The sequence below is a fragment of the Streptomyces sp. NBC_00683 genome (genome assembly GCF_036226745.1).
Lineage (GTDB): Bacteria > Actinomycetota > Actinomycetes > Streptomycetales > Streptomycetaceae > Streptomyces.
In genome coordinates this window covers 4079592-4099525 of sequence record NZ_CP109013.1, presented here as the reverse complement: position 1 = coordinate 4099525, position 19934 = coordinate 4079592, and the positions used below count along the sequence as shown (strand labels likewise).

At 66.6% G+C, this 19934-nt stretch carries 13 protein-coding genes and 3 rRNA genes; 6 read left to right on the top strand and 10 right to left on the bottom strand.

What is annotated here, in order from left to right:
- The first annotated feature begins 22 nt into the window (after window positions 1-22).
- The 4 genes from OG257_RS18375 (at window position 23) to rrf (ending at window position 6388) form a co-directional block, all read left to right on the top strand.
- A complete protein-coding gene (locus OG257_RS18375; RefSeq protein ID WP_329208801.1) occupies window positions 23-580 on the top strand; it encodes a MarR family winged helix-turn-helix transcriptional regulator in 558 nt (185 codons plus the stop codon).
- Window positions 581-1238: 658 nt separating this feature from the next.
- Window positions 1239-2764, top strand: a 16S ribosomal RNA gene (locus OG257_RS18370).
- A 303-nt stretch (window positions 2765-3067) separates the two neighbouring features.
- Window positions 3068-6192: ribosomal RNA gene (locus tag OG257_RS18365) — 23S ribosomal RNA — on the top strand.
- Between the two features lie 79 nt (window positions 6193-6271).
- Window positions 6272-6388 (top strand): 5S ribosomal RNA (rrf, locus tag OG257_RS18360).
- The 16S, 23S and 5S rRNA genes sit together here, the layout of an rRNA operon.
- Window positions 6389-6457: 69 nt before the next feature.
- Here rrf and OG257_RS18355 read toward each other — a convergent pair.
- From OG257_RS18355 to OG257_RS18335, 5 genes are all read right to left on the bottom strand, one after another.
- Window positions 6458-7123 carry a response regulator transcription factor gene (locus OG257_RS18355; protein ID WP_329208800.1) on the bottom strand — a complete coding sequence of 222 codons (666 nt, stop codon included), beginning with the start codon at window positions 7121-7123 and terminating at the stop codon, window positions 6458-6460.
- The gene (locus OG257_RS18350; RefSeq protein ID WP_329208799.1) at window positions 7120-8379 is read right to left on the bottom strand and encodes a sensor histidine kinase; all 1260 of its coding nucleotides are present in this window, start codon (window positions 8377-8379) and stop codon (window positions 7120-7122) included. Before OG257_RS18350 ends, OG257_RS18355 begins: the two co-directional genes overlap by 4 nt.
- A gap of 31 nt (window positions 8380-8410) precedes the next feature.
- Entirely contained in the window at window positions 8411-9202 is a 792-nt protein-coding gene (locus tag OG257_RS18345) for an ABC transporter permease (RefSeq protein ID WP_329208798.1), read from the bottom strand.
- Complete coding sequence (locus OG257_RS18340; protein ID WP_329208797.1) at window positions 9199-10137, bottom strand: ATP-binding cassette domain-containing protein; 939 nt, start codon at window positions 10135-10137, stop codon at window positions 9199-9201. The genes OG257_RS18345 and OG257_RS18340 overlap by 4 nt, the downstream gene beginning before the upstream one ends.
- 94 nt (window positions 10138-10231) lie before the next feature.
- On the bottom strand, window positions 10232-11230 hold the full coding sequence (locus OG257_RS18335; RefSeq protein WP_329208796.1) for a GntR family transcriptional regulator: 999 nt from the start codon (window positions 11228-11230) through the stop codon (window positions 10232-10234).
- Between the two features lie 158 nt (window positions 11231-11388).
- Here OG257_RS18335 and OG257_RS18330 point away from each other — a divergent pair, with 158 nt between their 5' ends.
- Both OG257_RS18330 and OG257_RS18325 read left to right on the top strand, forming a co-directional pair.
- Window positions 11389-12489 (top strand): FAD-dependent monooxygenase, encoded by a 1101-nt coding sequence (locus tag OG257_RS18330; RefSeq protein WP_329208795.1) that lies wholly within the window; start codon window positions 11389-11391, stop codon window positions 12487-12489.
- A 54-nt stretch (window positions 12490-12543) separates the two neighbouring features.
- Complete coding sequence (locus OG257_RS18325) at window positions 12544-13095, top strand: GNAT family N-acetyltransferase (protein WP_329208794.1); 552 nt, start codon at window positions 12544-12546, stop codon at window positions 13093-13095.
- 34 nt (window positions 13096-13129) lie between these two features.
- Here the strand turns inward: OG257_RS18325 and OG257_RS18320 are convergent, their stop codons facing one another.
- From OG257_RS18320 to OG257_RS18300, 5 genes are read right to left on the bottom strand one after another with little or no spacing between them, the layout of a single operon-like run.
- Entirely contained in the window at window positions 13130-14611 is a 1482-nt protein-coding gene (locus OG257_RS18320; RefSeq protein ID WP_329208793.1) for a type VI secretion protein, read from the bottom strand.
- 1 nt (window position 14612) lies between these two features.
- Entirely contained in the window at window positions 14613-16031 is a 1419-nt protein-coding gene (locus OG257_RS18315; protein WP_329208792.1) for an ATP-binding protein, read from the bottom strand.
- A 30-nt stretch (window positions 16032-16061) separates the two neighbouring features.
- Entirely contained in the window at window positions 16062-17612 is a 1551-nt protein-coding gene (locus OG257_RS18310) for an SCO6880 family protein (protein WP_329208791.1), read from the bottom strand.
- On the bottom strand, window positions 17609-18961 hold the full coding sequence (locus OG257_RS18305) for a hypothetical protein (RefSeq protein ID WP_329208790.1): 1353 nt from the start codon (window positions 18959-18961) through the stop codon (window positions 17609-17611). Before OG257_RS18305 ends, OG257_RS18310 begins: the two co-directional genes overlap by 4 nt.
- A complete protein-coding gene (locus OG257_RS18300) occupies window positions 18951-19817 on the bottom strand; it encodes a hypothetical protein (protein ID WP_329208789.1) in 867 nt (288 codons plus the stop codon). The genes OG257_RS18305 and OG257_RS18300 overlap by 11 nt, the downstream gene beginning before the upstream one ends.
- Between the last annotated feature and the right edge of the window lie 117 nt (window positions 19818-19934).

Below are 19934 nucleotides of genomic sequence, written 5' to 3'. Positions count from 1 at the left end.
GGAGCGTGCGATACTGCCCGCCATGTCTGACACCCCCGAGCAGCCCGAGCTCCAGGAGCCGAGCCTCGACGAGCAGATCTCGGCCTACCAGCGCGAATTCCGCGACCTCGACCCCCAGGTCGAGCAGGTCGTCTCCGCGCTGGGCCGGCTGAACCGCCGGATGAACGTCGCGTACGGCAGGCAGGTCGCCGCCCTCGGCATCAGCAACGCCGAGTGGGAGGTCCTCAAGACCCTGGTCCTGGCCGGCGCCCCTTACCGGCTCGGCCCCGGCGAGCTGGCGAAGCGCCTCGGCCTCACCCCGGCCGCGATGACCCACCGCATCGACCGGATGGCCGGCGAAGGCCTGGTCACCCGGGACAGGGACGAGAACAACAGGGTGCGCGTCATCGTCGAGCTGACCGACGAGGGGCGTACGAAGTGGCTCGAGGCGATGCGCATGGCCAGCGACTTCGAGGAGGACCTCCTCCAGGACCTCTCGGGGGACGAGCGCGGGGTTCTGGGCGAGATGCTGATTCGCCTCCTGCGCCGCGTGGAGCACGCCCAGCCGGACGCGGGCGGCCGGCTCACCGACCTGGACTGATGGGTCCGAAGGGCCCCCCGGGGAGGGGTTGACACGCTCATCCCCGATCCGTAAGGTTCTCCGAGTTGCCACGGAGCCGGAACGGTCCCGAGGCAGCCGATCCCGCCGCGAATGCGGCAACCAAACTCAGCACGATCTCCCGCCGGGGAGAATTTCGGCATGCCGAAATTCAATTCGAAGGCTCGATTATGAGCCGCGGAGGAAACCCGCTAGAGTTTGAGCGTCGGAACGGCCCAACAGCCGGGATGACAAGCCCCACTGACTGGGAATCAGGCCCGAAAGGATCTGATAGAGTCGGACTCGCCGGAAAGGGAAACGCGAAAGCGAAGAACTGGAAAGCGAAACCCGCTTCGACCGGGAATCGGACACGAAAGAGTCTGATAGAGTCGGAAACGCAAGAACGAAGGGAAGCGCCCGGAGGGCCCCGGTGAAACGGGACCGAAGGAAGCGTCCGTTCCTTGAGAACTCAACAGCGTGCCAAAAGTCAACGCCAAATTTGTTGATACCCCGGCCCACTTCGGTGGGTTGGTGGTTCCTTTGAAGTCCTACTGGCCCATGTGGCGGGTAGGCAACATCAGCGAGGACGCTGTGGATGACCAGCCCTATTCCGGTTGGTTGTCCCGCTCTTTTATGGTGCTCTCCCGATTACGGGAAAACATTCATGGAGAGTTTGATCCTGGCTCAGGACGAACGCTGGCGGCGTGCTTAACACATGCAAGTCGAACGATGAAGCCCTTCGGGGTGGATTAGTGGCGAACGGGTGAGTAACACGTGGGCAATCTGCCCTTCACTCTGGGACAAGCCCTGGAAACGGGGTCTAATACCGGATAACACTCTGTCCTGCATGGGACGGGGTTAAAAGCTCCGGCGGTGAAGGATGAGCCCGCGGCCTATCAGCTTGTTGGTGGGGTAATGGCCTACCAAGGCGACGACGGGTAGCCGGCCTGAGAGGGCGACCGGCCACACTGGGACTGAGACACGGCCCAGACTCCTACGGGAGGCAGCAGTGGGGAATATTGCACAATGGGCGAAAGCCTGATGCAGCGACGCCGCGTGAGGGATGACGGCCTTCGGGTTGTAAACCTCTTTCAGCAGGGAAGAAGCGCAAGTGACGGTACCTGCAGAAGAAGCACCGGCTAACTACGTGCCAGCAGCCGCGGTAATACGTAGGGTGCGAGCGTTGTCCGGAATTATTGGGCGTAAAGAGCTCGTAGGCGGCTTGTCACGTCGGATGTGAAAGCTCGGGGCTTAACCCCGAGTCTGCATTCGATACGGGCTAGCTAGAGTGTGGTAGGGGAGATCGGAATTCCTGGTGTAGCGGTGAAATGCGCAGATATCAGGAGGAACACCGGTGGCGAAGGCGGATCTCTGGGCCATTACTGACGCTGAGGAGCGAAAGCGTGGGGAGCGAACAGGATTAGATACCCTGGTAGTCCACGCCGTAAACGTTGGGAACTAGGTGTTGGCGACATTCCACGTCGTCGGTGCCGCAGCTAACGCATTAAGTTCCCCGCCTGGGGAGTACGGCCGCAAGGCTAAAACTCAAAGGAATTGACGGGGGCCCGCACAAGCAGCGGAGCATGTGGCTTAATTCGACGCAACGCGAAGAACCTTACCAAGGCTTGACATATACCGGAAAGCATCAGAGATGGTGCCCCCCTTGTGGTCGGTATACAGGTGGTGCATGGCTGTCGTCAGCTCGTGTCGTGAGATGTTGGGTTAAGTCCCGCAACGAGCGCAACCCTTGTTCTGTGTTGCCAGCATGCCCTTCGGGGTGATGGGGACTCACAGGAGACTGCCGGGGTCAACTCGGAGGAAGGTGGGGACGACGTCAAGTCATCATGCCCCTTATGTCTTGGGCTGCACACGTGCTACAATGGCCGGTACAATGAGCTGCGATGCCGCGAGGCGGAGCGAATCTCAAAAAGCCGGTCTCAGTTCGGATTGGGGTCTGCAACTCGACCCCATGAAGTCGGAGTTGCTAGTAATCGCAGATCAGCATTGCTGCGGTGAATACGTTCCCGGGCCTTGTACACACCGCCCGTCACGTCACGAAAGTCGGTAACACCCGAAGCCGGTGGCCCAACCCCTTGTGGGAGGGAGCTGTCGAAGGTGGGACTGGCGATTGGGACGAAGTCGTAACAAGGTAGCCGTACCGGAAGGTGCGGCTGGATCACCTCCTTTCTAAGGAGCATCTAGATTCTCTTCGGGGAATCCAGAGACCATTTCGTCGGCAAATGTTCGACGGTGGTTGCTCATGGGTGGAACGTTGACTATTCGGCACGGTTGGCTGGTTTTCGTAAGTACTGCTTCGGCGTGGAAAATGGGAACTAGTTGATCGGGTCGGGCACGCTGTTGGGTATCTGAAGGTACGGGCTCGTTGAGTCTGGATCTTCGGTTGCCGGCCCCAGTGAACTCGCCTGTTAGGGCGGGGTGATGGGTGGCTGGTCGTTGTTTGAGAACTGCACAGTGGACGCGAGCATCTGTGGCCAAGTTTTTAAGGGCGCACGGTGGATGCCTTGGCACCAGGAACCGATGAAGGACGTGGGAGGCCACGATAGTCCCCGGGGAGCTGTCAACCAAGCTTTGATCCGGGGGTTTCCGAATGGGGAAACCCGGCAGTCGTCATGGGCTGTCACCCACTGCTGAACACATAGGCAGTGTGGAGGGAACGCGGGGAAGTGAAACATCTCAGTACCCGCAGGAAGAGAAAACAACCGTGATTCCGGGAGTAGTGGCGAGCGAAACTGGATGAGGCCAAACCGTATGCGTGTGATACCCGGCAGGGGTTGCGCATACGGGGTTGTGGGATCTCTTTTTCATAGTCTGCCGACTGTGAGACGAGTCAGAAACCGTTGATGTAGGCGAAGGACATGCGAAAGGTCCGGCGTAGAGGGTAAGACCCCCGTAGCTGAAACATCAACGGCTCGTTTAAGAGACACCCAAGTAGCACGGGGCCCGAGAAATCCCGTGTGAATCTGGCGGGACCACCCGCTAAGCCTAAATATTCCCTGGTGACCGATAGCGGATAGTACCGTGAGGGAATGGTGAAAAGTACCGCGGGAGCGGAGTGAAATAGTACCTGAAACCGTGTGCCTACAAGCCGTGGGAGCGTCGCTGTATGTGCTTGCACATGCAGTCGTGACTGCGTGCCTTTTGAAGAATGAGCCTGCGAGTTTGCGGTGTGTTGCGAGGTTAACCCGTGTGGGGAAGCCGTAGCGAAAGCGAGTCCGAATAGGGCGATTTAGTAGCGCGCTCAAGACCCGAAGCGGAGTGATCTAGCCATGGGCAGGTTGAAGCGGAGGTAAGACTTCGTGGAGGACCGAACCCACCAGGGTTGAAAACCTGGGGGATGACCTGTGGTTAGGGGTGAAAGGCCAATCAAACTCCGTGATAGCTGGTTCTCCCCGAAATGCATTTAGGTGCAGCGTCGTGTGTTTCTTGCCGGAGGTAGAGCACTGGATAGGCGATGGGCCCTACCGGGTTACTGACCTTAGCCAAACTCCGAATGCCGGTAAGTGAGAGCACGGCAGTGAGACTGTGGGGGATAAGCTCCATGGTCGAGAGGGAAACAGCCCAGAGCATCGACTAAGGCCCCTAAGCGTACGCTAAGTGGGAAAGGATGTGGAGTCGCAGAGACAACCAGGAGGTTGGCTTAGAAGCAGCCACCCTTGAAAGAGTGCGTAATAGCTCACTGGTCAAGTGATTCCGCGCCGACAATGTAGCGGGGCTCAAGCGTACCGCCGAAGTCGTGTCATTCATACACATATCCCCAACGGGAGTATGGATGGGTAGGGGAGCGTCGTGTGCCGGGTGAAGCAGCCGCGGAAGCGAGTTGTGGACGGTTCACGAGTGAGAATGCAGGCATGAGTAGCGATACACACGTGAGAAACGTGTGCGCCGATTGACTAAGGGTTCCTGGGTCAAGCTGATCTGCCCAGGGTAAGTCGGGACCTAAGGCGAGGCCGACAGGCGTAGTCGATGGACAACCGGTTGATATTCCGGTACCCGCTTTGAAACGCCCAATACTGAATCAGGCGATGCTAAGTCCGTGAAGCCGGCCCGATCTCTTCGGAGTTGAGGGTAGTGGTGGAGCCGATGAACCAGACTTGTACTAGGTAAGCGATGGGGTGACGCAGGAAGGTAGTCCAGCCCGGGCGGTGGTAGTCCCGGGGTAAGGGTGTAGGCCGTGTGGTAGGTAAATCCGTCACACATTAAGGCTGAGACCTGATGCCGAGCCGATTGTGGTGAAGTGGATGATCCTATGCTGTCGAGAAAAGCCTCTAGCGAGTTTCATGGCGGCCCGTACCCTAAACCGACTCAGGTAGTCAGGTAGAGAATACCGAGGCGTTCGGGTGAACTATGGTTAAGGAACTCGGCAAAATGCCCCCGTAACTTCGGGAGAAGGGGGGCCATCACTGGTGAGGGAACTTGCTTCCTGAGCTGGGGGTGGCCGCAGAGACCAGCGAGAAGCGACTGTTTACTAAAAACACAGGTCCGTGCGAAGCCGTAAGGCGATGTATACGGACTGACGCCTGCCCGGTGCTGGAACGTTAAGGGGACCGGTTAGTGCACTTTCGGGTGTGCGAAGCTGAGAACTTAAGCGCCAGTAAACGGCGGTGGTAACTATAACCATCCTAAGGTAGCGAAATTCCTTGTCGGGTAAGTTCCGACCTGCACGAATGGCGTAACGACTTCTCGACTGTCTCAACCATAGGCCCGGTGAAATTGCACTACGAGTAAAGATGCTCGTTTCGCGCAGCAGGACGGAAAGACCCCGGGACCTTTACTATAGTTTGATATTGGTGTTCGGTTCGGCTTGTGTAGGATAGGTGGGAGACTTTGAAGCAGCCACGCCAGTGGTTGTGGAGTCGTCGTTGAAATACCACTCTGGTCGTGCTGGATGTCTAACCTGGGTCCGTGATCCGGATCAGGGACAGTGTCTGATGGGTAGTTTAACTGGGGCGGTTGCCTCCTAAAGAGTAACGGAGGCGCCCAAAGGTTCCCTCAGCCTGGTTGGCAATCAGGTGTTGAGTGTAAGTGCACAAGGGAGCTTGACTGTGAGACCGACGGGTCGAGCAGGGACGAAAGTCGGGACTAGTGATCCGGCAGTGGCTTGTGGAAGCGCTGTCGCTCAACGGATAAAAGGTACCCCGGGGATAACAGGCTGATCTTCCCCAAGAGTCCATATCGACGGGATGGTTTGGCACCTCGATGTCGGCTCGTCGCATCCTGGGGCTGGAGTCGGTCCCAAGGGTTGGGCTGTTCGCCCATTAAAGCGGTACGCGAGCTGGGTTTAGAACGTCGTGAGACAGTTCGGTCCCTATCCGCTGTGCGCGTAGGAATATTGAGAAGGGCTGTCCCTAGTACGAGAGGACCGGGACGGACGAACCTCTGGTGTGCCAGTTGTCCTGCCAAGGGCATGGCTGGTTGGCTACGTTCGGAAAGGATAACCGCTGAAAGCATCTAAGCGGGAAGCCTGCTTCGAGATGAGTATTCCCACCACCTTGAGTGGTTAAGGCTCCCAGTAGACGACTGGGTTGATAGGCCAGATGTGGAAGCCCGGTAACGGGTGGAGCTGACTGGTACTAATAGGCCGAGGGCTTGTCCTCAGTTGCTCGCGTCCACTGTGTTAGTTCTGAAATAACGAACGGCCGTGTTTTCATCCGGTGTTGGTTAATTTCATAGTGTTTCGGTGGTCATTGCGTTAGGGAAACGCCCGGTTACATTCCGAACCCGGAAGCTAAGCCTTTCAGCGCCGATGGTACTGCAGGGGGGACCCTGTGGGAGAGTAGGACGCCGCCGAACAATTATTCCGGGAAAGCCCCGTGCCCTTGTGGCACGGGGCTTTTCTGCGTTCAAAACCCTTTCGGGTTGTCAGGCCGGGGTCACCAGGTGCGTGTCATAGGCCAGGATGACCGCCTGGACGCGGTCCCTCGCTCCTGTCTTCGCGAGGATGCGCGAGACGTGCGTCTTCACGGTCGATTCTGCGAGGTGGAGCCGTTCCGCGATCTCCGTGTTGCTCCAGCCCTGCCCGATGACGGTGAGGATTTCCCTCTCCCGTCCCGTGAGTGCGGCGATCCGCGGGTCCTGGGTGGCGGGTCCGCCGGGGGCGGACGGCAGATGCTGTACGTACGCGTCCAGGAGCCGGCGGGTCAGGCTCGGGGCGACCACCGCGTCACCGCCGGCCACGGCCCGGATGCCGGAGAGGAGTTCCTCCGGCAGGGCGTCCTTGACCAGGAAGCCGCTGGCGCCTGCGCGCAGCCCGTCGTACGCGTACCGGTCGAGGTCGAATGTGGTGACGATCAGGACGCGGGTGGGGGCGCCGGCCCTGACGATGCGCCGGGTGGCTTCGATGCCGTCGAGCAGGGGCATCCGGATGTCCATCAACGCGACGTCCGGCTGGTGCCGGGCGACGAGTTGGAGGGCCTCGTGGCCGTTGGCGGCTTCGCCGACGACTGTCATGTCGTCCTGGCTCTCCAACAGCATGCGGAAGCCGAAGCGTTGCATCGCCTGGTCGTCGGCGATGAGCACGGTCGTCACGAGGGGAAGTCCTCCAGAGGGAGCCGGAGCCGTACCTGCCAGCCGGATGTGGCGGGCGGGCCCGCTTCGAGTGTGCCGTCGTAGAGGGAAGCGCGTTCGCGCATCCCCGTGATTCCCTGCGCGGTGCCGTCGGGCGGGACGGGTTCGGGTCGCGGGGTTCCGTTGTCGGTGATCAGGGCCTCCAGCTCCGTCGCCCGGTAGGTCAGGGTGACCTCCGCCGCGAGGTCCGGGTGCGTGCCGCCGTGTTTCAGCGTGTTGGTGAGGGCTTCCTGTACGACCCGGTAGACCGTCAGTTGCCTTCCCGCGGTGAGTGCTTCGGGCGGTGGTGTGCCGCGGCGGTGAAGACGTACCGGGAGGCCCGCTCGCCGTACACCCGCGAGCAGGGCGTCGATGTCGTCCAGGGTGGGCTGCGGGGTTCGGTCGGCCTCGGCGGGGTGGTCGCGCAGGACGCCGAGCAGCCGGCGGAGTTCGGCGAGGGCCTGACGGCTCGTCGTTCCGATGGCGTCCAGCGCTTGGGCGGCCCGTTCGGGGCTCTTGGCCGCGGCGTAGGAACCACCGTCCGCGAGGCCCGTGATGACGGACAGGTTGTGGCCGATGATGTCGTGCATCTCCCGGGCGATCCGGGTGCGTTCGGCGGCTGCAGCGAGGCGGGCCTGCTGGTCGCGTTCGAGTTCCAGGCGGTTGGCGCGGTCGACGAGCGCCTCGGTGTACTCCTTGCGCGTACGGACCACGATGCCGAGCAGGGCCGCGAACGCGAACGCCCAGAGATGCGGGAGGAAGAGCCGGTCCCAGCCGTCCGGGAAGTGGCCCGAGGCGATCACGAGCGGGGCGATCACGATCGCCCCCGACCACGCCAGGGCGCGCAGCGGCAGCCGGACCGCGATGTTGAAGACCACGATCTCCTGGAGGAACACGGCCTGGATGACCGCCCCCGTCCAGACGTTGATCAGGGAGAACGGGGCCATGAACACGAGAACGGCCAGAGGATGGCTGCGGCGCCACAGCAGCGGGGCGGAGAACGCCAGGCTCATCGTGAGCACCAGCGGCGCGGGCACGTCCGGGTCAACGGCCACGGTGCGCCAGCCGCCCGTGGAGATGTCGAGTACGGCGAACAGAACCCAGAACGCCGCGGTGATCCCGTTCCAGACGGCGGGCCGGCGCCGGTCGTACGCGCGTATGCGCTGGAGCAGGCGCTGGATGTGCCCGGTGAGCGGGGTGGGGCCCGCGAGCCGGTTCGTATCGTCGTCGTCCGTCACCCGTACATCCTCGCCTCCGGCCTCGCGGGCGTCATGCGTCGCGGCGTCGCAGGAGCAGCGCTGCCGTTCCGAGGCTTGCCGCGCACCACAGCACGAGGGCGAGCAGGGCTCCGCCGACGGGCGCCGCGCCGGGGAGCGGGGTGGCGGAGCCGAGGACGCCTGCGGCCTGGGTGGGGAAGTAGCGGACGGCGGTTTCCACCGCGTCGTACGGGAGCATGCTCAGGACCTCCGGAAGGACCATCACGCCCCCGATGAAGGCGCCGATCGCGCCCGGCACCGAGCGGATCAGGGCGCCGAGTCCGAGGGCGATCAGGCTCAGGAACGTGGTGCCGGCGGCGTTGCCGAGCACCGCGCCGAGCACGGCCGGTTCGCTGAGGGAGGCGGCCTGGTCGGTGTCGTGGAGGAAGAGCTGGGCTGCGGCGAAGGTGATGAGTGCGGCGCCGGCCATGACGGTGAGGACGGTGACGGTGAAGACCGCCGCCTTGGCCCACAGGACGGGGAGTCTGGCGGGTACGGCGGTGAGCGAGGCGCGGATCATGCCCGTCGAGTACTCGCCCGCGGTGACCAGGATGCCGAGCACCACCGTGCAGAGCGTGCCGAGTGTGGAGCCGAAGAGGACCAGGATGACCGTGTCGACGTCCGAGTCGCCGCCGTCGGACGTGTAGGTCGCGCCCATGATGATGCCGACGGACAGGACGAGGGCGGCGGCGGAGCCCAGGGTGATCCAGCTGGAGCGCAGGGTCCGGAGCTTGTGCGCTTCGGAGCGCAGGACCCGGGCCGGGGTGACGCGGTACGCCTGGGTGGTGGCGGGGGCGGTCGTCATGCGGGGACTCCGCTCGGTTCGGGGGCGGTGATCCGGTACTCGACCGACTCCTGGGTGAGGTCCATGAAGGCCTGCTCCAGGGAGGCGGTGCGGGGGGTGAGTTCGTACAGCGGGATGGCGTGGGCGGCGGCGAGGCGGCCGATGTGTGCCGCGTCCGTGCCGCGGACCTCCAGCTGTCCCGGTTCCGCGCCCGTGGTGTGGGTGATGTCGATGCCGGGACCCCCGAGGAGTGCACGCAGCTCCGGGGCCTGAGGGGTGACGACCTTGACCGATGCGCCGCCCGCCGTGGCCACGAAGTCGGCGACCGTGGTGTCCGCGAGGAGCCGGCCGCGTCCGATGATGACCAGGTGGTCGGCGGTGAGGGCCGTCTCGCTCATCAGGTGCGAGGAGACGAACACCGTGCGGCCCTGTACGGCCAGGGACTTGAGGAGGTTACGGATCCAGAGCACGCCTTCCGGGTCGAGGCCGTTGACGGGCTCGTCCAGGATGAGGGTCGCCGGGTCGCCGAGGAGTGCGGCGGCGATGCCGAGCCGTTGGCCCATGCCGAGTGAGAAACCCTTGACGCGTTTGTGGGCGACCGCGGTCAGCCCGGCCAGGTCGAGGACGTGGTCGACGCGGCTGCGCGGGATGCCGTGTGTGTGGGCGAGCGCCATGAGGTGGTTGAAGGCGGTCCGGCCGGGGTGGACGGAACGGGCCTCCAGCAGGGCGCCGACTTCGGTGAGGGGTGCGCTGTGGGTGGCGTACGCGCGCCCGCCGACCGTGGAACGGCCGCGTGTGGGGCCGTCCAGGCCGAGGAGCATGCGCATGGTCGTGGACTTCCCCGCACCGTTGGGGCCGAGGAAGCCGGTGACGGTGCCGGGCCGGACCGTGAAGTCGAGGTCCTGGACGACGGTGGTGTCTCCGTAGCGTTTGCTGAGTTCGTATGCCCTGATCATGCGGCCGACGCTACGGAGCCTGCTGCCGGCGGTCGTCCGACCGGGGGCGGGACGCGGGTGCTGCCGTAGTACCGGGGTACGACGCGCGGGGCCGTTACTCCTGGCGCCCGCCCCGTCCCTCGATGACGGGTGCGAGTCCGTCGAGGAGGGCCTTGAGGCCGAGCTCGAAGAGTGTGTCGAGGCGCAGGTCGTAGCCGTCCTCGAAGGCCCCGACCACCTTGGCGAACGTCGGGAAGCGGCCGGAGTCCACCAGGTTCTGGAGGTCGGGGGCGCGGCTGTCCATCCACTGGTCCTCCGACTGGCCCGTGGTGGCCGCCGCGTTCGCCTCCCGCTCCAGGTGCACCGCCAGGCCCTGGACGTGGCTGTAGAGCAGTACGTGGATGTCGAACAGCTGGGTGGGCGCGAGGCCGTGGCCGTCGAGGGCGCTCAGGGACCATTCGCCGTGGACCATCAGATTGGGCACCAGCAGGGGGCGGGTGAGGGAGTCGAGCTGGGCCAGCCACGGGTGCTTGCGGTGCAGGGCCCACAGGGTTCGCGCACCGAGCTCCGCGCGGGCACGCCAGCCCTGCGGAACGTCGGCGGGGTAGAACCTCTCGCCGAACGCGGCATCGGCCATGAGCAGGACCAGGTCGTCCTTGCTGGGCACGTACCGGTAGGGCGACATGGCCGCGACTCCGAGCCGGGCCGCGACACCGCGCATGGAGAGCGCCGAGAGCCCCTCGGTGTCGGCGATGTCGACGGCGGTGCGGACGATGCGCTCGAGGGTCAGCTCCTGATCGTCGGGGGGCGTGGTGGCGGAGGACGGTGCGGAGGAGGACGGGGCGGCGGTCTGACGTCTGCGGGGCGGTGTGAGGGGAGCGGCCGCGGCGACGACCGTGCCGGTCCTGGGCCTGGCCTCGACCAGTCCCTCCAGGCGCAGGGTGGTCAGGGCCTTGGTGGCGGTGGCGAGCGCGACGCCCCAGTCCTTGGCGATCTGACGGGTCGAGGGGACCCGGTCCCCGGGGGCCAGTTCGCCGTCCCGGATGCGGCGCCGGATCTCGGCGACGATGCGCAGGTACGGCGGCTCCTCCCTCACGGCTGTGGGCTTCGTCACGGTCTCGCACCTCTCTCTTCTGTACTAGTGCAGAGGGTAGCAGCGAGGATGGGTGTCAGCGGGCAACTGGCCTAGTACAGAAGGGAAATAAGCCCAGTTGAAGCGATCACGCGTACGCCGTACGTTCAGATGCGTACACCGTACGAGAGGAGCTTCTGATGCACACTGTTCTGATCTCCGGCGGCGGCATCGCCGGTCCGGCACTCGCCCACCGGCTGCGCGGCCACGGCTTCGGGGTGACCGTCGTCGAACGCGGGACGGGCCCCCGCGCCGGCGGGCAGGCCGTGGATGTGCGGGGTGTCGCACTCGATGTCGTCGAGCGGATGGGCCTGCTGGAGCGGGCACGACAGGTCCGTACCCGCATGCGGGGGATGTCTGTCCTCGATCCGGAGGGCCAGGAGATCGACCGGTCCACGGAGGCGACCTTCAGCAGCGGGCGGCTCGACAGCGACGACATCGAGCTGCTGCGCGACGACCTGGTGGACCTCGTGTACGAGCACACGCAGGAAGGCGTCGAGTACCTCTTCGGCAACAGCATCACAGCGCTCGACGAGGACGGGTCCGGTGTCCAGGTCGGCTTCGCGCACGGGCCGTCCCGCCGTTTCGACCTCGTCATCGGTGCCGACGGTCTGCACTCGGCCGTACGGCGCCTGGCCTTCGGGCCGGAGGAACGCTTCGCGCACCATCTGGGCAGCTATCTGTCGGTGTTCAGCGCGGACAACTTCCTCGCCCTGGACAACTGGCAGATGTGGCTGAGCGACGGCGACGTGGGCTTCGGCATCATGCCCGTACGCGACAACTCCGAACTCAGGATCGCCTTCGGCTTCGAGTCCGGCCCGCTCGCCCACGACACCGCTGCTCTCCGGCGCATCGTGGTGGACAGGCTCGCGTCCTTGCGGTGGGAAGGCCCACGCCTGGCCGAGGCGGCGCAGAAGGCGCCCGACTTCTACTGCGACGCCATGGCGCAGATCCGCATGGACCACTGGTCGCGGGGCAGGGTGGCCCTGCTCGGCGACGCCGGCTACTGCCCTTCCCCGCTCTCCGGGCAGGGAACCAGCCTGGCTCTCGTCGGCGCCCATGTGCTGGCCGACAGCCTGGCCCGGGCGCAGGGAGACCACACCGCCGCCTACGCCCGCTACGAGGAGCGGATGCGCCCCTTCGTCACCCTCAACCAGGACCTGGCCACCGAGAACCCCGGCGGTCCGGCCTCCGAGGAGTCCGTCACGCGCGCCAAGAACGCCTTCACTTTGGACGGCTGAGGTGACGGTGGTATCCCGTTTGCCTGGACGCGTGCGGCGGGGCACCATCGCCGGATGGAACACGTCATACGAGCGGTGAGGGCCGAGGAATGGCCCCTGGCCAGGGAGATCCGGCTGGCCGCCCTGCAGGATCCCGTCGCTTCGGTCGCCTTCGCGGAGACGTACGAGCATGCGCTGGCCATGCCCGACTCGTTCTGGCAGCAGCGGACGACGGATGCCGCCGACGGTGTGCAGGTCCGGCAGTTCGTCGCCGAGGCCCCCGACGGCCGGTGGGTGGGTACCGCGTCGGTGCTCGTGGAGCGGCCCGCGCAGGAGGTGCGCTTCGGGGAGGCTGCCGAGGTCGACCAGGCGCATGTGGTCGGGGTGTTCGTCCGGCCCGAGGCGCGGGGCGGCGGGGTGGCCGACGCGCTGTTCGGGGCGGCTGTCGACTGGGCCTGGTCGCTGTCCGCTCCCCGTGTCGAGCGGGTGCGGCTGTACGTCCACGAGCACAACCCCCGGGCCGCGGCGTTCTACCGGAGGTTCGGCTTCGTGCCGTCGGGACGCACCGTGCCCGCGCCGGACGATCCGGCCGCGCGGGAACTGGAGTTCGTGATCGAGCGGGCCTAGGGGCCCTGCGGCCCCGTGACCTCAGGCGGTGGGCTCAGCGGATTCCGGTGCCGGGGAGCTGCAGCCGCTGCGTCCAGCGGGCCCGGCCCTGTTCCTGCGAGCGGAGCAGGACCAGGGTCGGCATCCCCTGGTCCTCGCCGGTCGACAGCAGCTCCGGGAGTTGGGGAAGCGGAGCCACGGCCGCGACGTCGTCGAGGACGAGGGTCATTGGTGGGTCGAGCCGACCGTCGGTTGACCGTGCGGCCATGCGGCGGCCGTGCTCGACCACGTGTGAGGCGAGTGCGGTGAGCAGGGGCATCGCACCGGGACGGTGGCGAGGATCCTCGATGGGTTCGCCGACCACAAAGAGCGTTCCCCCCTCACCCGCAAAAGATTCCAGTCCGAGCGAATCGGATCGGTTGGGTGTGCAGGCCTCGCGGATGTGGACCGAGGAGAGGGCCGCGAAGGCACGTACCGTCAGCTCCTGTGCGCTCTCGCGGCGTTCGGGGTACGCGGTGAGCGCGGACTCCAGCAGCCCGGCGAGTCCGGAGGCGGCCCTGGGGTGGGTACGGAGCAGGCGCACCGGTTCATGGGCGCTGCCTCCGGACGCCCAGCGGTGGACCTGGCGGAAGGGGCGGCCGTCCACGGCCGCGGCGTGCAGCCAGCACTGCAGAAGCGTTTCGGCGGTGTCGGCCATGGAGCTGTCGACCCTGGCCGACGGGCGGACCGGGGCGAGCAGGGCCGCGGCCCGGGCGGCTGCGGTGGCGGGGTCCTCGCAGCCGGCGGTGGGCGCCCAGTGGAGGCGGGCCGGGGTGTCGCAGAGATGGCCCGGGTCGTAGACCAGGACCGGGCCGAGCTTGCTGCGGGCGTCCTTCGTCTCGGCCCAGACCGTGGGGTCGGACGTGACGACGAGAGCCGGGCCGCCGGCTTCCCGGATGGCCTGGACGACGGTGGGGCGGCGGGTGGCGGCGGTCCCGTAGACGAGGAGGGGCGTGCGGGGGGAGGGGACGGACGCGGGAGCGGGCTCGCGCTCGTACTCGCGCACGGGGGCTGCCTCGACGACCACGGGCGCCGGTGCGACAGGACGTACCGGCTCGGGCTCGGGCTTCGGCCGGTGTACGGGCTCGCGCTCGGGCTCGTACGGATCGGCTGCCGCGGCCCTCTGCTTCCGTACCATCCGCCAGCGGGCCACCACCCCCACGACGAACACCGTCAGGACCAGCAGCACCATCAACTCGCCGATGAACAGGCCCCAGAACAAGCCGTACCCGGAGAGCTCGCCCGCCGGAGTGTCCGGCCAGGCCGCCGGGAGGTCCTGCGGTGCGAGGGCCAGCGCACGCAGGGCCAGCGGCGTCCGCGTGAAGGTGACGCCCGTCGGCCAGGCCCCGTGCGCGAACAGTCCGGCCAGCCCCGTGGCCGTCCAGGCCAGCACGGTCAGCCCGAACAGGAAGGCCAGGAGGCCGATCAGCAGGCCGTCCGGGATGCCGCCCTGGCCCTCGCCGCCGCGCTCCGTACGGGATGGTGCCTGGCGTGCCATGTCATGCCACCGTTGACTCGGACGACTCGTTCAGCCGGTGCTGGTGCTCGATCCGCGCCGCCCGCTGCTCCGCCTCCAGCTCTGCGGCCCTTACGTCCTCGGGGAGCATGTCGGACGTCGAACCCTCGGTCATCGCGCGGTCGGTGAACACCAGGGGGCGTTCCGCCTCGGTGATCAGGTGCTTGACGACCTGCACGTTGCCGTTGACGTCCCAGACCGCGATGCCCGGGGTCAGCGTCGGGATGATCTCGACCGCCCACCTGGGCAGGCCGATCACCTTGCCCGTCGCTCTGGCCTCGTCGGCCTTCTGGGCGTAGATCGTCCGTGTCGAGGCCATCTTCAGGATGGCCGCCGCTTCCTTCGCCGCGGCCCCGTCGACGACATCGCTGAGGTGGTGGACCACCGCCACGAAGGACAGGCCGAGCCGTCGCCCGAACTTCAGCAGCCGCTGGAAGAGCTGCGCCACGAAGGGCGAGTTGATGATGTGCCAGGCCTCTTCGACCAGGAAGATGCGCTTCTTGCGGTCGGGCCTGATCCAGGTGTGCTCCAGCCAGACGCCGACGATCGCCATCAGGATCGGCATCGCGATGGAGTTGCGGTCGATGTGCGAGAGGTCGAAGACGATCAGCGGTGCGTCGAGGTCGATGCCGATCGTCGTCGGGCCGTCGAACATGCCGCGCAGGTCACCGTCGACCAGCCGGTCCAGGACGAGGGCGACGTCAAGGCCCCAGGCCCGTACGTCGTCTATGTCGACGTTCATCGCCTCGGCGGACTCCGGCTCCGGGTGGCGCAGTTGCTCCACGATGTCCATCAGGACCGGCTGGCGGTCGCCGGTGGTCTCGTTCACGTAGGCGTGCGCGACCTTGAGCGCGAAGCCGGAACGCTCGTCGAGGCCGTGGCCCATGGCGACTTCGATGATCGTGCGGAGCAGGGCGAGCTGGCCCGTCGTGGTGATCGACGGGTCGAGCGGGTTGAGCCGGATCCCGTCGTTCAGCGCGGCGGTCGGATCCAGCCGGATGGGGGTTATACCCAGCTCCTGGGCGATGAGGTTCCACTCGCCGACACCGTCCTCGCCCTGGGCGTCCAGGACGACGACCTGCCGGTCGCGGAAGCGGAGCTGGCGCAGCACGTACGTCTTCTCCAGCGCCGACTTGCCGTTGCCGGACTCGCCGAGCACCAGCCAGTGCGGGGCGGGGAGCTGCTGCCCGTACAGCTGGAAGGGGTCGTAGATGTAGCCCTTGCCGGAGTACACCTCACGCCCGATGATCACGCCGGAGTCGCCGAGGCCGGGCGCGGCGGTCGGCAGGTAGACGGCCTGGGCCTGGCCCGTCGACGTACGGACCGGCAGCCGGGTCGTCTCCACCTTCCCGAACAGGAAGGCGGTGAAGGCATCCGACAACGCGGACAGCGGGTCTCGCATGGCGTGACTGCCCTGCCTCTCGGTTGGTGGTCAGCGGCGGATGCCGGTGGCGAACGGCAAGGTGTTCACGAAGGCGCGGTGGTGCTCACGGTCGCACCACTCCAGCTTCAGATACGACTTGCCGGCCGAGGCCCTGATCGTCCGCTTGTCGCGGGCGAGGGCTTCGGGCGACCGGGACGACACGGTGATGTACCCCACGAGGTTCACCCCGGCCGCACCGCTCGCCAGATCTTCACCCCGCTGGTCGAGCCGACCGTGCGCGGCGATGTCGCGCGGGTCGACGGTGCGGTTCATCTTGGCCTGGCGGCTCGCCTCGGCCTCGTCGTTCGTCTTCTCCGTCAGCATCCGCTCGATGGCGACCTCCGTGGGCTCGAGGTCCATGCAGACCGCGACCGTACGGATGACATCGGGCGTGTGGACGAGGAGAGGGGCCAGGAAGTTGACGCCGACAGGCGTCATCGGCCATTCCTTCACCCAGGCCGTGGCATGGCACCAGGGGGCGCGGGTCGTCGACTCGCGGGTCTTCGCCTGAAGGAACGTGGGTTCGACCGCGTCCAGTTCGGCCGGCCAGGCGTTGCGCTTCGTCATGGCCTGGATGTGGTCCATCGGGTGGTCCGGGTCGTACATCGAGTGCACGAGCGAGGCCAGCCGGCTCTGGCCGAGCGGCTGGCGGACCCGGATGTCCGCCTCGGCGAGACGTGCGCAGATGTCGGTGAGCTCCCGCGCCATGACGACGGCGAGCCCGGCGTCACGGTCGAGCTTGCGGCGGCCCTGCGGGCGGGCGGCGCGGGCCATGGCGTTGGCCTCGGCGGCGAGCTCGCGGCTGTAGTGCATGCAGGCGACGAGATAGGCGCGGTGCTGCTCGCTGGAGGTGGAGACCATCGACTGGAGCTGGTCGTAGGACTCCTGGAGCCAGCCCGGCGCGCCCTTGTCGCCGCGCTGGGCGACGTCCTTCGCGTGGGCGTCGGGGTCGGCGGGGAGCGTCCGGGCCAGCATCTGGATGCGGGTCACGAAGCCGTCGCCGTTGGCCACATGCTTGAGCAGGGTGCCGAACCTGTCGACCAGGGCCTCCTGGTCCTCGCTGTCGCGCAGGCCGACACCGGGGCCCTCGATCTCGATCGCGGCGGTGACGGTACGGCGGTCGGCGTGCAGGAGCACGGCGATCTCGTCCGGTCCGAACGGCGCGGCGAGCCAGCTGATCCGGCCGATGCCGGGCGGCGGGCCGATCTCCACCTCACGCCCGTCGGCGCTGACCCCCGCCTCCATGGCGGCGGAACGGTAGGTCGTACCGCGGCGCAGGGTGCGCTTGAAGCTGCGGTTGATCTCGAACCACTTGTAGAACGTGCGGCCCTTGAAGGGGACGTACACGACGGCCAGGGCCAGCATGGGGAAGCCCATGAGGGCCACGATCCGCAGGGAGAGGACCGGGACGAGGAGCCCGCTCATCATGCCGAGGAACGCGCCGGCGATGATCAGCGCGATCTCGCCCGTCTCACGGTTCTTGCCGACGATCGCGTTCGGCCTGGCGCGGCCGATGAGATACGTACGGCGGGGCGCGATCGTGTGGGACTGGGTCGTCAACGCCCTCCACCTCCTGTGCTCGTGTTACCTGTGCTGCCTGAACCGCCTCGCGAGGAGCGGCTGCCGTGGGGGGTCCCGGAGGTGGGCCCGGACCCGCTGCGGGGCGGAGGTGCGGCGGAGGGGACAGATCCGCCGCCGACCCCGCTCCCCGAACCGCGGGAGCTGTGCGCGGCCACGCCGCCGCTGGCGGGGTTGGAGGGGCGGGCACCGCCGCCTCCACCGCCTCCCTCGCCGCCGCCGCGTCCGCTGTGGGTCTTGATGCCCTGGGAGACGAGCGCGGCAGGGGAGCTGATCAGCGCGGCGGCCTGGGAGCCGTCGGTGGCCTGCTTGCGGTTGGTACGGGCGCCCTGGATCTCGTCGCCGAAACCGGGGACGAAGCGGTAGATCATGGCGGACGCGAAGATGGCCAGGAGGATGATGGCGAGCCCGGACACGACCGCGGACATGGCGTTGGGCCCGTCGTCCTCGGAGAGCGCGCCGGCCAGGCCGAGCACGATCACGATGACCGGCTTGACCATGATCACGGCGATCATGATGCCTGCCCAGCGGCGGACGTGACCCCACATGTTCTTGTCGACGAGCCCGGCGTACACGACGACGCCGAGCAGGGCGCCGACGTAGAGCAGGGCGGCCCGGATGACGAGCTCCAGCCACAGGATCCCGGCGGCGAGGATCGACACGAGCGAGACGACGATCAGCATGATCGGGCCGCCGCCGATGTCGGTGCCCTTCTTGAGCGCCTCGGCGAACGAACCGAAGAAGACGTCCGTCTGGCCGCCGGTGGCCGTCGCGATGCCTTCGGTCACGCCGTCGGTCGCGGAGACGACGGTGTAGAGGATGAGCGGCGTGAACGCGGAGGCCAGGACGGTCAGCCAGAGGAAGCCGATGGCCTCGGAGATCGCGGTGGTCAGCGGAACGCCGCGGATCGCGCGCTTGGCCACGGCGAGCAGCCACAGGACGAGCGTGAGGATGGTGGAGGCCGCGAAGACGACGGCGTACTGCTGGAGGAACCGCTGGTTCGTGAAGTCGACGGTGGCGGTGCCCTCGACGGCCTCACTGAGCTTGCCGACGGTCCAGGACGCGGCGTCGGCGCAGCCGCGGGCCAGGGAGGAGAGGGGGTCGAGGGCGTCGTCGGTGACGGTGGGAGCGCGGCGGGAGGGGCTGCCGCCCTCTCCGCCTTCGCAGTAGTCCTTGGCGGGGCCGACGATGAGGTCGCACTTGTCCTTGTCGGACGGCGAGGGCGTCGGGGACGGGGCAGCGACAGCTCGGCTCGCAAAGACCACCAATGCCGCCTGGGCGCTGGCCAGTGCAGCGCCGACCCGGAGCGCAGAACGCGAACTAACGGGCATACGTGAACCCTCCGTACTCCTCGACTGCCTTGGCGATCTCGTCGGCATTGGAGGCCGTACGGTCGGTGTTCACCGGGGCTGGGCCCTCCTTTTGGGAGAAGCTGTCGACCTTCCAGTCGTTGCCTGCCCATTGGAGCTTCAGCGTCATGGTGAACCAGTCGTTGCTCACCGGGTTGGTGGAGCTGACACCGGCGGTACCGAAGACGCCGGTGCACCACACCTCGACAGTGGCGGACTCCGCCGAGTAGGCGACTGTTTTCGTTCCGACGGGCGCAGTTCTCGAGACGTACGTCATCCCCTCGGCTGCGTTGCCGTTCGCGTCGAGGCCGACCTTGTCCAGGAAGTCTTTGCTGTACGCCTGATTGAACTTGGCTTCCAGCTCGCCTACCCGCTCCGCGATGAAGATTTGGCGCACGATCACGCCCCGGCGGTCCGGCTGGAGGATCTCGGCCGATACCAGCGCCACCGCGTAATTCGCCGCCGCGCTCTGCGCCCCCTGCTCGTCATGCGCGAAGCCCGACGCGATCGTGCCGTTCTTGCCCTGCACCGGCTTCGTGCCCGTCGCAGCCGTGGGTCCGGCGCCGGCGGCGGGTGGTTCCTTCCCGCTGCCGCCGGATCCTTCGTCCCCGTTCCCGCTCTGGTTCGCGAACGCGATAGCTGCGATGAGGAGAACCACCACGCCCACGATCATCACCAGGGAGCGGGAGTTCCGGGCGGGCCGGCGTCCGTAGCCGTCGCCCTCGTCACCGCCGGGAAGCCGCGTACGGGTCTGGCGCGTGCCGCCGAGCGTGCTGTACATGTCATCCGTACGGCCGCCCGGTTCGTCACCGTATCCGCGCTCGTCGCCCTGGCTCATGCCGTGTACGCCCCCTCAGCCGTGTGCAGTTCCGCGTAGTACGACGGTAGCTGTGCTGGTTCCCGCGTGGGCGCGGTGTGGTGACTCGACATCAGGGGACGCAACCTCTGCCGGTGG